The organism is Evansella cellulosilytica DSM 2522, from assembly GCF_000177235.2.
GTDB lineage: Bacteria > Bacillota > Bacilli > Bacillales > Salisediminibacteriaceae > Evansella > Evansella cellulosilytica.
The window spans coordinates 3,382,541-3,399,053 of sequence record NC_014829.1 but is presented as its reverse complement, the minus strand read 5'-3'; the positions used below and the strand labels follow the sequence as shown (position 1 = coordinate 3,399,053).

At 37.6% G+C, this 16,513-nt stretch carries 13 protein-coding genes and 1 other annotated feature; of the genes, 9 read left to right on the top strand and 4 right to left on the bottom strand.

The window, feature by feature from the left end; all coding sequences use genetic code 11:
• Both BCELL_RS15740 and sspI read right to left on the bottom strand, forming a co-directional pair.
• Window positions 1-1,521 (bottom strand): BCCT family transporter, encoded by a 1,521-nt coding sequence (locus BCELL_RS15740; RefSeq protein WP_013489761.1) that lies wholly within the window; start codon window positions 1,519-1,521, stop codon window positions 1-3.
• Between the two features lie 338 nt (window positions 1,522-1,859).
• Window positions 1,860-2,066 (bottom strand): small acid-soluble spore protein SspI, encoded by a 207-nt coding sequence (gene sspI / locus BCELL_RS15735; protein ID WP_013489760.1) that lies wholly within the window; start codon window positions 2,064-2,066, stop codon window positions 1,860-1,862.
• A gap of 177 nt (window positions 2,067-2,243) precedes the next feature.
• Here sspI and BCELL_RS15730 point away from each other — a divergent pair, with 177 nt between their 5' ends.
• The 4 genes from BCELL_RS15730 (at window position 2,244) to BCELL_RS15715 (ending at window position 7,796) form a co-directional block, all read left to right on the top strand.
• Entirely contained in the window at window positions 2,244-2,996 is a 753-nt protein-coding gene (locus BCELL_RS15730) for a TrmH family RNA methyltransferase (protein WP_013489759.1), read from the top strand.
• Between the two features lie 78 nt (window positions 2,997-3,074).
• Window positions 3,075-3,314, top strand: a binding site (T-box leader).
• A 78-nt stretch (window positions 3,315-3,392) separates the two neighbouring features.
• The gene (gene pheS / locus BCELL_RS15725) at window positions 3,393-4,427 is read left to right on the top strand and encodes a phenylalanine--tRNA ligase subunit alpha (protein ID WP_013489758.1); all 1,035 of its coding nucleotides are present in this window, start codon (window positions 3,393-3,395) and stop codon (window positions 4,425-4,427) included.
• 17 nt (window positions 4,428-4,444) lie between these two features.
• On the top strand, window positions 4,445-6,865 hold the full coding sequence (gene pheT, locus BCELL_RS15720; RefSeq protein WP_013489757.1) for a phenylalanine--tRNA ligase subunit beta: 2,421 nt from the start codon (window positions 4,445-4,447) through the stop codon (window positions 6,863-6,865).
• 205 nt (window positions 6,866-7,070) lie between these two features.
• Window positions 7,071-7,796, top strand: a complete 726-nt coding sequence (locus BCELL_RS15715; protein ID WP_013489756.1) for a metallophosphoesterase family protein — start codon at window positions 7,071-7,073, stop codon at window positions 7,794-7,796.
• A 591-nt stretch (window positions 7,797-8,387) separates the two neighbouring features.
• Here the strand turns inward: BCELL_RS15715 and rnhC are convergent.
• On the bottom strand, window positions 8,388-9,329 hold the full coding sequence (gene rnhC / locus BCELL_RS15710; RefSeq protein ID WP_041808328.1) for a ribonuclease HIII: 942 nt from the start codon (window positions 9,327-9,329) through the stop codon (window positions 8,388-8,390).
• 280 nt (window positions 9,330-9,609) lie between these two features.
• Here rnhC and zapA point away from each other — a divergent pair, with 280 nt between their 5' ends.
• The 5 genes from zapA (at window position 9,610) to BCELL_RS15685 (ending at window position 15,119) form a co-directional block, all read left to right on the top strand.
• Entirely contained in the window at window positions 9,610-9,864 is a 255-nt protein-coding gene (zapA, locus tag BCELL_RS15705; protein ID WP_013489754.1) for a cell division protein ZapA, read from the top strand.
• A gap of 2 nt (window positions 9,865-9,866) precedes the next feature.
• Window positions 9,867-10,406: a CvpA family protein gene (locus tag BCELL_RS15700; protein ID WP_013489753.1), complete on the top strand. Its 540-nt coding sequence runs from the start codon at window positions 9,867-9,869 to the stop codon at window positions 10,404-10,406.
• 172 nt (window positions 10,407-10,578) lie between these two features.
• Window positions 10,579-12,303 (top strand): DNA polymerase/3'-5' exonuclease PolX, encoded by a 1,725-nt coding sequence (gene polX / locus BCELL_RS15695; protein WP_013489752.1) that lies wholly within the window; start codon window positions 10,579-10,581, stop codon window positions 12,301-12,303.
• A 25-nt stretch (window positions 12,304-12,328) separates the two neighbouring features.
• Complete coding sequence (locus BCELL_RS15690) at window positions 12,329-14,695, top strand: endonuclease MutS2 (protein ID WP_013489751.1); 2,367 nt, start codon at window positions 12,329-12,331, stop codon at window positions 14,693-14,695.
• A 16-nt stretch (window positions 14,696-14,711) separates the two neighbouring features.
• On the top strand, window positions 14,712-15,119 hold the full coding sequence (locus tag BCELL_RS15685) for a DUF350 domain-containing protein (RefSeq protein WP_013489750.1): 408 nt from the start codon (window positions 14,712-14,714) through the stop codon (window positions 15,117-15,119).
• A gap of 356 nt (window positions 15,120-15,475) precedes the next feature.
• Here BCELL_RS15685 and pdxA read toward each other — a convergent pair whose 3' ends face one another.
• Window positions 15,476-16,477, bottom strand: a complete 1,002-nt coding sequence (pdxA, locus tag BCELL_RS15680; RefSeq protein ID WP_013489749.1) for a 4-hydroxythreonine-4-phosphate dehydrogenase PdxA — start codon at window positions 16,475-16,477, stop codon at window positions 15,476-15,478.
• Between the last annotated feature and the right edge of the window lie 36 nt (window positions 16,478-16,513).

The following is a 16,513-nucleotide window of genomic DNA, read 5'->3' as shown; positions in this document are numbered from 1 at the left end:
TTACCAATCCTCTTTCCTTTTTATTCTATGCTTTTCAATCCCCTCTTTCCTTAACGATTTGTATATGGCAACGATCATGAATAACATTAAAAGTGTAAATGGTACAGCTGTTGTTATCGCTATGGCTTGTAAGCCATCTAATCCGCCACTCACTATTAATGCAGAAGCAATAGCAGATATTAAAATACCCCAGGAAATTAAAAGGACATTTTTTGGTGATAGATTTCCTTGAGACGTAAATACACCTAACACATATGTAGCTGAATTAGCTGACGTTATAAAGAAGATGGTAATCAGTACTAATGCAATGAGACTTAATATTAATCCGAATGGAAGCTCGCTCAGCACTAAAAATAAACCAGTTTCAGGACTTGAATAAATTTGTTCAGACATAGAGATGTCTTCATTCATTTCCAAGAATATACCGGAACCACCAAATGTAACAAACCAAAAAACTGTTACAATCGTCGGTATAAAAAGAACACCTATAATGAATTGCTGCAAACTTCTTCCTCTCGAAATTCTAGCAATAAATGTTCCGACGAACGGGCTCCAAGAAATGACCCATGCCCAGTAAAAGAAAGTCCAATTTCCGATCCATTCATTATCTGTATATGGAGTAGTACTATAAGTTAATGCTATAAACCCACTAATATAGCTTCCCAATGTTTTTGTGAAATGCTCTAAAATAAATAAAGTTGGTCCTAAAAATAGGACGGCGAGCAATAAAAAACAAGCAATATATAAGTTTGTGATACTTAAATACTTCATCCCACGGTTTATTCCAGTCACAACAGATACTATAAAAACGACTGTAATGACAGAGACGATCGATAATTGAAGGAATATACTGTTTTCTATACCAATTAATTCGTTAAGCCCTCCGCTTATTTGTAAAGTACTCAGACCGAAAGAGGTAGCGATACCGATAGTCGTTCCAATAATGGCAACGATGTCGATCGATTTGCCTATAGGACCATGTATTCGTTCACCTATAATGGGATAAAAAGCAGAGCTTATTAATCCTGGGAGCTCTTTTCTAAATTTTGCAAAAGCAAGTCCTAGCGCAACTATTGCATATACAGCCCAAGGGTGGATTCCCCAGTGAAATACCCCATAAAGGATTCCTACCTCAGCAGCTTCTTGTGAATGCGGAGTGATACCATGTGGTGGAGGAGAATGGTAATGGCTCATAGGCTCTGCGACACCCCAAAACACTAAACCGACTCCCATTCCTGCAGCAAATAGCATGCCAATCCATGAAAAAAAACTGTATTCGGGTTTGTCATTTACTTTTCCAAGTTTCATATGTTTATATGGACCAAAGCCTAAATAAAGACAAAATGAAATGAACACAGCAGTACTCAATACATAGAACCATCCAAAGCCATCGATAGCAAAAGATAAAATATAAGTCATTGTGTTTTCCATGTGAGAAGGAAAGAGGAACCCCCATCCACTAATGAGAATAACTATAATGACGGATATGATTAAGACGATATTTTTAAATATTTTGTTCATAGTTGCCTCCAATAATAGAGATCGATTTTAAGAAACAAATAAGCAGTATATGCTTCTTTATCCATTTGAGTTGTAAAAAAAACGTCTTTTTTTTAGGGGAAGTATAATAAGACAATAAAAACAAATGGTGTTCCGTATGAGGTTGGTTGAGAGACACCATTTGTTTTAGAGAGAAAGAACTAAAAAATTCATTTGTATAAATGATACGACAAGCAGCAGTAAGAACTGTACTATTTTTAGTAGCGGAAAATATTTGTAACCATAACGAGGGTGCCCTCTAAGCGAAATAAAGGATGACTCGAAAGGCAAAAAATCAACCTTGTGAGTCATCCTCCCTCTTATTGTAATCCTTTAGAAATTTGATTAATTACTTGTTGTTTATCGTCTTCACTAGCATTCTTCCAATACACTTCAAATAAAACCCCTAACCCAGGAAGCATTTTCTCTTCTCCACTTTGTACTGCATCTAAAATGGTTTCTTCCACTTCTTGAGCGCTATTTCCTGATACGTTTTGTAAGATTGCACCACGTAAATTAAAACTCATTGTCATCTCCCTTTCGTTATGAATCAACTTTTTACCACAACAAGTGATTTATTTCTGTTATAGTATGAGTGATAGGACGTATGAATATGTAATAAAAAGGTAAAAATTGAGAATGTTTTCAATTACTGATCTCGTAATTATATATGAGCGTATGAAGTGTGGGGAGGAATTGTTAATATGGACCCGATAGAATCAACGAGTAATCCAAGGGTGAAGACCTGGAAAAAGCTGCACTCTAGAAAAGGTAGAGAAAAAACAGGCTTATTTTTAGTTGAAGGAGTACATCTTATTGAAGAAGCATTAAAAGCTTTTATACATATGAAAGAGCTTGTTATAGATGTTGACAAAGAAATTCCTGTAGAGTGGAAAGTATCTAATGTTCCACAAGTGTTCGTAACAAATAAAGTAATGAAAGAAATATGTGAAACTGAGACACCACAAGGGTTTGTTGCTATTTGTGAATTACCAGATAATAAAAATGTACCTTTGGAGAGAGGGAAGTTTTTATTTTTAGATGGTCTCCAAGACCCTGGTAACGTGGGAGCTATTATTCGTACTGCTGATGCTGCAGGCATAAACGGTGTTGTACTAGGAGAAGGTACTGTTGACCCGTTTAACGGAAAAGTCATTCGAGCAACACAAGGATCTATTTTTCACTTGCCGGTACAACGAATGGATTTAAAAGAAGCTGTTCAGATTTGTAAAGAAAAGAATATCCCTGTCTTTGGAACAAGTTTACAAGGAAGTACATATAATGCGATCCAACCGCAAGATAATTTTGCGCTAATCGTTGGAAATGAAGGAAGTGGTGTGGAAGATACACTACTAGAAATGACAGATCAAAATTTATATATTCCGATACACGGGAAAGCTGAATCATTAAATGTTAGTATTGCAACTGGGATTTTACTTTATCATTTAAGAGGATAAGATAATAATGTTATAGCTGTTGCGGAACAAAATAAAAACATATATAATAATTAGGAAAAATAACAGCTAGTTAATAATGGAAAGACGATGAAGGAGAGTAGTACGCTGATACGTTCTCATCCAGGGAGAAAATGCCTTAGACTGTGAGCATTTTTATGAAGGATACAGCTGAATTCACTCTTGAGTTGACACTGGAGCACAGAATAGTTTTCTATTTTGTGAAGGTGATCCGGCCTTGGAGTCCGTTATCTTCGTATGAGTGAATGAATACATTTGTAATCATTAACAAGGGTGGTACCGCGAGCTTTCGTCCCTTTCAGGGAATGAAGGCTTTTTTTATATTTTCATTACTATTAAACATGTAACCATGTTTCTAATATAAAGGAGGAAGAGGATATGATAGATCGTCTACAGCAACTAAAAGATGAAGCAATCACTAAAGCAAATGAAGCAACGACGATAAAAGAATTAAAGGATTTAAGGGTGTCTTATTTAGGGAAAAAAGGGCCTATAACTGAAGTATTAAAAGGAATGGGCAAGCTTTCCGCAGATGAGCGTCCTAAAGTTGGACAGGCAGCTAACGAAGTGCGTGAGGCTGTTGCAACGGTTATAGAGGAAAAGGAACAAAAACTAGAAGAAGCAGCATTAACAGAAAAGTTAAAAAGCGAGAGCATTGATGTAACATTGCCAGGTCGTCCGATAAATAAAGGTAGCAGACATCCACTAACATCTGTTGTGGAAACAATTGAGGATATTTTTATCGGGATGGGCTTTACTGTTGCTGAAGGGCCAGAAGTAGAAACTGATTATTATAATTTTGAATCATTAAACTTACCGAAAGATCATCCGGCAAGGGATATGCAAGATACATTTTTTATTACTAACGATTTATTATTGCGAACACAGACGTCACCAGTTCAAACGAGAACGATGGAAAAGCATGAAGGGCGTGGTCCAGTAAAAATAATCTGTCCAGGAAAGGTGTATCGTCGAGATGAAGACGACGCGACGCACTCGCATCAATTTATGCAAATAGAAGGATTAGTTGTAGATGAAGGTATTCGCATGAGTGATTTAAAAGGGATTTTCGAGCAGTTCGTGAAAAAGTACTTTGGTGAGGGAAGAGAAATACGTCTTCGTCCTAGCTTTTTTCCATTCACTGAACCTTCAGCAGAGTTAGACGTGTCATGTGCGATTTGTGGGGGAGACGGTTGTAGAACGTGTAAGCAGACAGGATGGATTGAAGTATTAGGTTCAGGAATGGTCCACCCAAATGTGTTACGTATGAGTGGATTTGATCCTGAAAAGTATACTGGTTTTGCTTTTGGTATGGGTGTTGAGCGATTTGCGATGTTAAAATATGGCGTTGATGATATTCGCCATTTCTATACGAACGATACGAGATTTTTATCTCAATTTAAGAGAGTTTAATCGAAGGAGGAACAGCTGTGCTTGTATCTTATAAATGGTTAAAGGATTATATTGAAATTGATGATTTAACACCGCAGGAAGTAGCAGAGAAGCTGACAAGAAGTGGTGTTGAGGTAGATATTGTTCATGCAATGAATCAAGGGGTCAAGAACATCGTTGTAGGTAAAGTAGTTGATTGTGAGAAGCATCCAGAAGCGGATAAGCTCAACCTCTGTCAAGTCGATATTGGGGAAGAAGAACTTACGCAAATCGTATGTGGTGCTGCAAACGTTGGCAAAGGTCAATATGTCGTCGTTGCAAAAGTTGGTGCTAGACTTCCAGGTGGAGTGAAAATAAAGCGAGCAAAGCTACGTGGTCAAACATCGGAAGGGATGATTTGCTCGTTGCAAGAGCTTGGTTTTGAAGGGAAAACAGTAGCCAAGGAATATGCTGAAGGCATTTACAATTTCCCAACAGAATTACCACCAGGAACAGATGCAATACCATTATTAAATTTAGATGATCACGTTTTAGAATTAGATTTAACACCTAACAGGGCTGATTGCTTAAGTTTATTAGGTGTTGCATATGAGGTAGGTGCTATTTTAGGGCGAGACGTAAAACTACCTCGTTTTTCTGTGAATGAGGCGAGTGAAAAAGCGGACGAATACATTTCAGTAAACGTGGATGCAAAGACGGATAGCCCATATTACGGGGCAATTGTAATTAAAGATGTAAAGATTGAGCCTTCTCCACTCTGGCTGCAATCGAGATTAATGGCAGCGGGTATTCGTCCACATAACAACGTAGTTGACGTAACGAACTATGTGCTATTAGAATACGGGCAACCACTACATTCTTTTGACTATGATCGGTTAGGATCAAAGGAAGTACTCGTAAGACGCGCAGTGGCGGGAGAAAAAATAACAACGCTTGATGACGTTGAAAGAACGCTTACGACAGACTATTTAGCTATTACTAACGGTAGTGATCCAGTAGCTTTAGCGGGAGTGATGGGCGGCGCTACTTCGGAAGTTGATAATGAAACGACAAACATTTTATTAGAAGCTGCATATTTTCATGGTTCTACAATTAGAAAAGCATCGAGAGAGTTAGGTCTTCGCAGCGATGCTAGTGCACGTTTTGAAAAAGGGGTAGACCCAAATCGCGTGAGAGAGGCTGGTCTTCGAGCAGCTGCAATGATCGCCGAATTAGCAGGTGGAACAGTTCTTTCTGGCGTTGTTGAGTTTGATGAGCTCGATGCGAAGCCGAATGTGGTGGAAATATCACTTGAAAAAATAAATGCACTTCTAGGAACGAATATTGATGCTAATACGGTAGAAGGCATTATGGATAAATTACAGTTTCCTTATGAAGAAGAAAATGGCGTATTTACAATTACTGCACCTACTCGGAGGCAGGATATAGTAATAGAAGCTGATGTGATAGAAGAAGTTGCAAGGCTATATGGTTATGATAATATTCCAACTACGCTTCCAAACACAGCGACAACACCTGGTGGATTAACTACTATTCAGGTGAAAAAACGTAAAGTTCGTCGTTTTCTTGAAAATGCAGGTTTGCATGAAGCTGTAAGCTACTCCTTAACTACGGCAGAGAAGGAATCGTTCTTTACAAAAGAAAGCAGTAACAGAGTAAATGTAGCACTACCTATGAGTGAAGAGCGCAGTGCACTTCGCACAACACTTATCCCACATTTACTTGATGCGTTAAGTCATAATAAGAACCGAAGCATGCAAGAAGTTCGTTTATATGAGGTTGGTTCTGTTTTTCAAACAGATGAGGAGACGATTACGAAGCAGCCTACAGAAACGACCTTCGTTTCAGGTGCGATAATGGGTCTTTGGCATGAACATAGCTGGCAAGGAGAGAAAAAGCCTGTTGATTTCTTCGTAGCTAAAGGGATCGTTGAAGGATTGTTAGCACAGCTGAACGTACTAGAGAAGGCAGAATTTGTCCAAACGGAAGTAGAAGGTTTCCATCCTGGTAGAACGGCTAAGCTCAAAGTTTCAGGTACTGATGTTGGAGTCATTGGTCAAGTGCACCCAACTGTTGCTAAAGAATGGTCATTACACGAAACATATGTGTTTGAATTAAACTTTACAAAGCTAGTAAATATAGAAACAGAAGAAATTCGGTATAATGCTATCCCAAGATTCCCAGCAATTGATCGTGACATTGCACTTGTAGTAACGGAATCAACACAAGCGGGTGAGGTTGAAAAAGTTATTGTAGAATTCGGTGGACCTCTACTTAAAAATGTTGCATTATTTGACGTGTATCAAGGTGAGCATTTAGATGCTGGAAAAAAATCATTAGCATTTTCTCTACGATATCAAGATCCTGAGAAAACGTTAACGGATGAAGAAGTCACGAAGGTACATGAAAATGTGCTAAAAGGATTAGAGGAAAAACTAGGAGCGACACTCCGGTCGTAAGGAAGAGAACACAAAGTCTTCAGGAGTCTTTATAGCTCCTGAAGGCTTTTTTAAATAACCCTTGTATGTATATCGATCGATTAAAGTCATTTATCATAAAGCTTTGTTAAACTTTGTTGTTGATTTTCGCTTCATGGGGTTTGCACCCGTGATAATCAACACTAGCCTTTAACAGTGCCTATTATAAAAAGGAGGAGCTACTACAATGAAAATTGCTTTTATTTCGGATATTCATGGTAATGCGACTGCGTTAGAAGCTGTTCTACACGACATTGAAAGGAAGCAGGTAGACAAAATAGTCGTCCTTGGAGATATTTGTTATCGAGGTCCTGAACCGAAAAGATCTCTACAATTAGTACAACAGTTAAATACAACAGTGTTAAAAGGGAATGCAGATGAATGGGTTGTTCGAGGAATACAGGAGGGAGAAGTCCCACAACATGCATTAAATATGATGAGAAAAGAACGAGAATGGATTGTTGAAAGGCTCGATAGTCACGACCTTACATATCTCGAAAATTTACCGACTAATCATGTTCTACAATTTTCAAATGATTTAAATATTCATTGTTTTCATGCTACACCATCAAGTCTCTTTGATGTTGTCCCACAACACGAGCAAGCAGATTCATTAAGTGAAAAACTGATGTCACAGGAGGAAGCGGGTATATACTTATATGCGCATATTCATCTACCATATGTAAAGTACATTAACGGAAAGGTAGTCGCAAATTTAGGAAGTGTTGGGTTACCTTTTGATGGTACTGCAAAGTCTTCTTATTTGATTGTCGAAGATGACAATGGGCAGGTTCAGTTAACGATACAGAGAGTAGACTATGATATAGAAAAAGTAGTTGAACAATATCAATCATTGCAATACCCAAATAGTGAATTAATGATAAACGTTGTTAGGAATGCACGCTTGCCTTAGAAAAAAACGAGGGTGTCCCAAAAGAATTAAAAGTTCAGAGGGTTGACTCAAAAGGTAAAGAAATCAAGGAAACTGAAAAAGTAGAAAACAACTTTTTCAGTTTCCTTTTATTTGTATTGCAGTCGCTCGCCTGATAGGAGAAACTTACTCCTATCAGGATTTTTAACAATTGCGATGGCTACGCACATTGCTTAAGGCCGCTGGAAAAGTGAAAGAACACGAGGCCACTGAAAAAGTACTTAAATTTAAAGGGTAGACTAATTAATATAAGGTTGTTTGAATTTAGAAGTTGATGAGACCTGTGCAAACTCGCTTTCCGTGGGCGGCTGGTGAGCCTCCTCAACCTGCGGTCTGCGGTGTCTCACCCCTGCCTCTGATCCCACAGGAACGAGCGTTACTTCGTCGCCTTATGCTTCGAGTTGTCTCGACGGATACGCTCCAAAGCATATGCTCGTAGAGGAAGAGACAGTTACCTCGCTTGCTCCGGTCTCATCAACTTTCCCTATAATGAGGTATATTGAATATTAATGCAGCGAACTGTAAGTTTTTCACTTTTTCAGCGGCCTTGTTGTTAGTAAGTCACCCTCATGATTATTTCATGGCCTTTTTCGTGTTTGCGAAATGCCACTTTGTACAACGATATAATGTTTCTTTTCCTTTCAGATGCAAAATGTTTCGGGCTGCTTCGTCGACCTTTGGACCAGCACCTTTAGGTAAAGGAAGACCAATATCACGCTCTAGCTTTTCCATTTCATTTAAAAAGGAATAACGAGCTAATATAGATGCAGCAGCAACGGAAGGATGAATATTCTCTGCTTTTGTAGCAAAATACAAAGGTTTTTTCGAAGTCCATGATTTACCCTTTACTTTTAAATACTCAAAATACCTATCTGGTTGTACAAACTGGTCGATAAATACTCCGTCATATGTGAAGGATTCGTCATCACACTTCTTCATTACATTTACGATTGCTTGATGGTGAAGCATCGCCTTCATCTGACCTTGATTCATCCCTCTTTCTTGTAGCTCATTATATTTTTCATTTTTCAATACTAACAAGCTATATGTACATTGTTTAACTAGACGAGGAGCAATTTCACGAATGGTAGTATCATTGATCATTTTAGAATCGCGAACTCCCCAGCTTTCAATTGCCTTCATTTGCTCTTTACTTAAATGAGCACATACAACTGTCATCGGACCAAAGTAATCTCCAGTACCTGTTTCGTCACTCCCCAATAAAATGAGGCTTGATACGTTAGAAGGGGGTTGGTAGGAGTGCTCATCAACACTCTTTTTTCCAGTGCTTGCTGCTTTTGGAACACTAGTAGCTATACTAGTCCACTTACCCGCTTCTAGACTAGCACCTTTTCCTTGAAACAATACTTTTCCCGACTTGTAGCCCGTTATTGTACAATCTTTTGTTTTTGCTGAAAAAACAGCCCCTTGTGGAGGTGTTTTTAAATCTGCTATGTAATAATTCTTTAGCTTCGTTAGCGTTTCGTTATTGACTTTTAACACTTCATGGCTCACATTTATCACCCTTTTCATTGACCGTATTTTAAAAATAAACCTCTTTACACGAGGGACACTGAAAAAGTGAAAGAACACCACTTTTTCAGTACCCTTCTTTACATCTTCTTCACAGTATAGCCAACATAGCAGTGTTCGTCATCTCTTTGCATAAAATCAAAGAATGAAATTGGAAAATAGCCTATGGAAATAGTAATATATACTATCTTTATATTTCCATCTACTCTTCTGCATGTTATGATATAAAATAGGATTTCTATGACGAATGGAGGCCTTGTGAGTGGGAGATGGACGTGAAAAAAGTCGAACAAATGTAACTATCTATGGTCAGCAATATACCATCGTCGGAGAGAAAAACGAAGAACACGTAAAAAAAGTGGCTGCGTTTGTTGACTGGAAAATGAGAGAAATAAAAAGTAGTAATCCCTATTTAGATACAGCAAAATTAGCAGTCTTAACTGCGGTCAATATAGGGAATGATTATATTGAACTATTAGAAAAATTGGAGAAAGAAAAGAAAGATGGGGATTTATAAAGATGTTAAGCTTTTTGTTGTTTTTCGTACTTCTAATTTGCTTTTTCGTCGGGTTCCGAAGAGGGCTCATATTACAATTAGTGCACTTGCTAGGTTTTTTTGTAGCATTTTTTGTAGCCTATTTATATTACCAGGACGTAGCACATTACATACGATTGTGGATTCCATTTCCACAACTACCATCCGAATCGACATTTACATTATTAGTAGAATCATTCGGGGCAGAGACAGTATATTATAATGGTATTGCCTTTGCAATTCTATTTTTTGCTACAAAAATAGTGATGCATATTGTGGGGTCATTATTTGATTTTTTAGCACACCTGCCAATCTTAAATATGATTAATAGATGGCTTGGAGGTATTCTAGGTTTTATTGAGGGCTTATTAATTATCGTTGTGTTATTACATTTAGCGGCACTCATTCAAATAGAGTTCATTCAACAAATTATTCAAACATCTTCGTTTGCTGAAATGATCTTTGAATATACTCCTGTAATTTCTGACCAAATAAAAGAGCTATGGTCAGATGTAGATGTATAATATAAAAAGTAGAGGGTGTCTAAAAAGGAAAAAAACCTTTTTATGACATCCTTTTTTCATATACTCTATCTAGATTATTTGCACGGATTACTAGTTAGAGCTATGATGATACAAGATAAGGGAAATGGGATACAATAGAGATAGTGTTTTTTTCAAAAAGAGGGTGAAATAAATGGCAGTAATAAATAAAAAAGATATTATCAAATCGTTAGAGATGATTGCAGTGTATTTAGAAATTAAAGGTGAAAATTCATTTAAAGTTTCTGCGTATAGAAAAGCAGCAAATGCGCTAGAAAGAGATGAAAGAACGATAAATGAAATAGATGATCCGTCTAAGCTTCAAGGAATTGGTAAAGGTACAGCATCAGTGATCAATGAGCTTATGGAAACAGGGCAATCAAAGCTACTCAATGAACTTGTTGAAGAATTACCATCTGGGCTATTACCATTACTTAAACTACCTGGTCTAGGTGGGAAAAAAATAGGGAAGTTATATCAAGAGCTACAAGTTGTTGATATAGATACATTAAGAAAAGCATGTGAGGAAAATAGAGTTCAAGTACTTGCTGGATTTGGGGAGAAGACGGAGGAGAAAATTTTAGCAGCGCTTAAAGAATTTGGAAAACGACCTGAGCGATTACCAATAGCGCAAGTAATCCCTGTAGCTGAGCTTTTAAAAGACCGTTTGAAAGAAATGAATGATATTGAGAGGTTTGAGCTTGCTGGAAGCTTTAGGAGAACGAGAGAAACCGTAAAAGACTTAGACTTTATTATTTCTACCTCAAAACCAGAAAAGGTAGGAGAGCAAATTGTGTCTATGGAAAATATACATTCTGTAAGTGGACATGGTGATACAAAAATTAGTTTAGAGCTAAAATTTGACGATTTAATCGTCTCAGTTGATTTTAGAATGATAAAGGACGAGGCATTTATTACAACGCTTCACCATTTTACAGGCTCAAAGGACCATAATGTACTCATGCGTCAACGGGCGAAGGAGAATGGTGAAAAAATAAGTGAATACGGTGTTGAGAATGAAGAAACTGGTAAAGTGTTGACATTCCAATCGGAAACAGATTTCTTTCAACATTTTGGTTTACATTATATTCCTCCTGAAGTACGGGAAGGTAAAGGGGAACTGGAAATATTTGAGGGAGAGTTTCCTCTTATTCATATTGATCAAATCCGCTCTGATTTACATATGCACACGACATGGAGTGATGGGGCTGACTCTATTGAAGAAATGATAGAAGCTTGTAGAAATCGTAAATACGATTATATGGCTATAACAGATCACTCACAATTTTTGAAGGTTGCAAATGGCTTATCTGAAGAACGTTTGAAACGCCAGCATGAAGAAATACGTAAAATAAACGACAGTATGAAAGACTTCACTGTACTTACAGGGGTTGAGATGGATATTCTTCCAGATGGATCGTTAGATTATAATGACGCAGTATTACAAAATATTGATTTTGTTATTGCATCGATCCACTCATCGTTTCATCAAGATAAGAAAACAATTATGAAACGGATAAGAACGGCAATGGAAAATCCACACGTGGCGATGATTGCTCACCCTACTGGTAGAGTAATTGGTAGGCGAGAGGGGTATCCAGTTGACTATGAGGAGCTTATTGCTTTAGCTGTAGAGACTGGAACGATTCTTGAGCTGAATGCCAATCCAAACCGACTTGATCTAAGTGCTGAATGGGTAAAAAAGGCTCAGGATGCGGGAGCTAAAATTGCTATTAACACTGACGCTCATAGACTTTCATGGTTAAACCATATGGAGGTTGGTGTAAATACAGGTAAACGTGGATGGCTTAAGAAGGAATCAGTTGTCAATACGTGGTCAGTAGAACAATTACTGCAATTTATTAATCAAAATCGATAAGGTATAGAACTTGGAGGTGACCCTTGTGTTAGAAAGGGTTTGTCGCATATTAGAATACGATAAGATGAAGTCGCAACTCGTTAACCATGCCAGTAGTTCCTTAGGGAAACAACGGGTGGAACATTTACAGCCGTCTTTAAACTTTTCAGAGATAGAGCATGCTCAAAAAAGTACGTATGAGGGGGCAAAGGTTTTAAGGCTGAAAGGTCAAGCACCATTAGGTGGAATACGAGATATAAGAGCTTCTGTAAAAAGAGCAAAAATAGGTGGAGCCCTAAATGAAATAGAGTTATTAGATGTATCCTCTACCATTTATGGAAGCCGTCGTTTCAAATCATTTGTTGAGGCGATGATAGAAGATGAAGTAGAGCTTACGATTATCCCGGAGTTAGCAGAAAACATTGTTCCATTAACAGATGTCGAACGGGATATTAAGCAAGCAATTGATGAAAATGGAGAAGTACTTGATTCTGCGAGCCCAGCACTTCGTACGTTAAGACAGCAAATACGTTCTTATGAGTCGAGTGTTCGTTCTAAATTAGAAAGCATTACGAGATCTAGTAGTGGTAGAAAAATGTTATCTGATGGGATTATTACAATTAGAAATGATCGATATGTTATTCCTGTTAAACAAGAGTATCGCGGTCATTTTGGAGGCATGGTTCACGACCAATCTGCTTCGGGTGCTACATTATTTATCGAGCCAAGTTCAGTGGTAGAGATAAACAACCAACTTCGTGAAGCTCGTATGAAAGAAAAACAAGAGATAAGCAGAATATTACTAGCATTATCCGTACTTGTAAGTGAAGTAGCGGAGGAATTATTAACGATAGTAGAAGTTATGTCAGAAATTGATTTTATTTTTGCAAAGGCGCTTTATAGTTTGGAAATTGGTGGCACTCAACCGAAGTTAAATGAAGATGGCTATATTCATATGGCGAAAGCAAGACATCCATTAATAGCAAAAGATGAAATAGTTCCAATTGATATAGAAATTGGGAAGGAATACTCCTCTTTAGTCATTACTGGGCCGAATACCGGGGGTAAAACAGTAACGCTTAAAACGGTAGGATTACTTACACTAATGGTACAGTCAGGACTTCAAATTCCGTGTGAGGAAGGTTCATCCGCCGCCGTATTTCAGCATATATTTGCTGACATTGGTGACGAGCAATCTATTGAACAAAGTTTAAGTACGTTCTCCTCACATATGACGAACATTGTTGATATTTTAAAGCATGTTGATCATCGCTCATTAGTATTATTTGATGAGCTAGGTGCAGGTACGGATCCGACAGAGGGTGCTGCATTAGCGATTTCTATTCTTGACTATGTATACAATGTAGGTGCTAAAGTAATAGCAACAACGCACTATAGTGAACTGAAAGGATATGCTTACAATCGAGAAGGCGTGATGAATGCAAGCGTAGAGTTTGACGTAGAAACGCTCCGCCCGACGTATAGGCTTTTAATAGGAGTTCCTGGTCGAAGTAATGCATTCGCAATAAGTCGCCGTTTAGGACTTAGTGATACGATTATAGAAGATGCTAAAAGTCATATTACAGCCGATACAAATAAAATAGAAAATATGATAGCCTCTTTAGAATCAAGTCGTAAAAATGCAGAAAGAGAAATGGAAGAATCAGAATTGCTAAGGAAGGAAGCAGAGCAACTTCATCAGCAATTGGAAAAAGAGTTTGAAAAGCTTCAAATGGAAAGAGAGAAAATATTACAGCAAGCGGAAGAAAAAGCAGAGCAATCTCTAAACAAAGCAACTGCTGAAGCAGAGAAGATTATTTCTGAATTAAGAGAAATTCAAAGAAGTAACCCGCAAATTAAAGACCATCAATTAATTGAAGCGAAAAAGAGATTAGAAGAAGCGAAGCCTCATCTCGTGAACAAGAAATCGAATGAAAAGCCAAAAACATCTTCAAATAGTAAAAAGAAAAAACTTATCCCTGGTGACGAGGTAAAAGTATTGAGCTTTGATCAAAAAGGACATATCGTTGAGCAAGTGAATGATAAAGAGTACTTTGTTCAGCTCGGTATGATGAAAATGAAGGTGAAAGCCGATGATATACAATATATGAGTAGTCCAAAACAGCTCGAAAAACAATCACTATCTACAGTAAGAGGGAAAGATTCCCATGTGAAAACAGAGTTAGATTTAAGGGGAGAAAGATACGATAGTGCGATGATGGAAGTAGAAAAGTATTTAGATGATGCCGTACTAGCTGGCTACCATCAAGTTTCTATTATACATGGAAAAGGGACAGGTGCATTAAGAAAAGGAGTACAAGATTTACTAAAAACTCACAGAAATGTAAAAGAAACAAGAATGGGAGCAGCTGGTGAAGGTGGTTCGGGAGTAACGATTGTTTCACTAAAGTAAGAGGGGGAAATACTGCATGTGGGATATCTTCCAGCACGATTATATGTATACTGCAGGACTTTATAGTATAGTTGTAATAGCGATTATTGTGTATTTATCGATATTTGAGCTTGTTACTAAGTACAGCACTTGGAATGAGATAAAAAATGGTAATGTTGCTGTTGCGCTTGCTACAGGTGGTAAAGTGTTTGGAGTAGCCAACGTTTTTCGTCATTCTATTATGCACAATGATACCGTAATGGAAATGCTTGGATGGGGAACGTTCGGCTTTATCCTACTTATCTTCGTGTACTTCATATTTGAATTTTTAACACCAGGCTTTAAAGTTGATGAACAGCTGAAGGAAAATAATAGAGCAGTAGGATTCATTTCATTTATATTATCTGTTGCACTTTCCTATATAATAGGTGCGAGTATACTGTAATGATGTATTGATATGTATTTGATACGAAATAGTAAATAAGCTACAAAATAAAGGTGATTATAATATGGAAACACTTTGGAAAATATTAATCGTTTTATGTGGGCTATTTGTAATAGCTGGATTAGTTTTTATGTATGTATATCCTTGAGAAATGTTATACGTTCTTCTTAAAAGGTAAGGAAAAAAAGACGTTAATAACAGCTGTTATACGTTATATATTCTTGCAATGGCTCCACTCGCCGCGCGCCCACTATAAGAAAAACCACTTATAGTGGGCTTTAAGGGATTGCGGCGCTACGCACATTGCTTAGAAGTTGACTCAAAGGTAAAATTCGACCTATTGAGTCAACTTCTTCTTATTTCGTAAAATGCGGTGCATATTCTGCCGCCATCTTTATACATTCTTCCATACTAACAGAACTAGCAATTCCTTTTCCTGCAATATCAAAAGCAGTGCCATGGTCAACGGAAGTACGGAGGAAAGGTAGTCCATTCGTAATTGAGACCGTTTTTTCAAAGTCCGTCATTTTCGCTGCAATATGTCCTTGGTCATGGTAAAGGGATAATACTGCATCATATTTCCCTTGTAATGCCTGATGGAAAACAGAATCGGCAGGAACAGGCCCGACTGCATCTATACCATCTTTTACAGCTAATTCTATACCTGGTGCAATTTCATCTACTTCCTCTCTTCCAAACAAACCATTTTCACCACTATGTGGGTTTAACCCTGCAACAGCAAATTTTCTAGTCGTTACGCCTAAACGTTGTAGTGCTTCATCACAACGTTTTAAATAATCATGAACACGCTCCTTCGTCATAGCAGCAATAGCATCTTTTAATGAAAGATGGCGAGTTAAGAAAAAGATTCGCATATTTCTAACTTGAAACATCGTTAATGGATCTGGCGTATTAGTCATGTCTGCGAGCATCTCTGTGTGTCCAATATGAGGAACGTTTGCAGCTTTTAACGATTCTTTATTAATAGGTGTTGTTGCAATGACATCTGCTTTTCCTTCATTTGCTAGAGTAACAGCCTCTTTAATGTATTCAAAAGCTGCTTGACCGCATTGTGCTTGTATTTCTCCAAACGAAAAGGAATCTGTATTTACGTTGTTCAGTGAGATGACATCTACTGTGCCAAATTCATATTTCGCTTCTTCTAGAGAAGAGACTTCATTCACTTTTAAATTTACGCCAGTTAATGCAATTGCTTTGTTTAATATAGCGGTATCTCCAATAACAAACGGTTTACCGGCTTGAAATACTTCTTTTTTTGCTAAAGCTTTAACAGTAATTTCAGGACCAATACCTGCTGGATCCCCCATCGGAATCGCAATGATTGCTTTTTTAGTCATATTATCGTCTCCTTTTTCGGCAAGTGCCTACATATA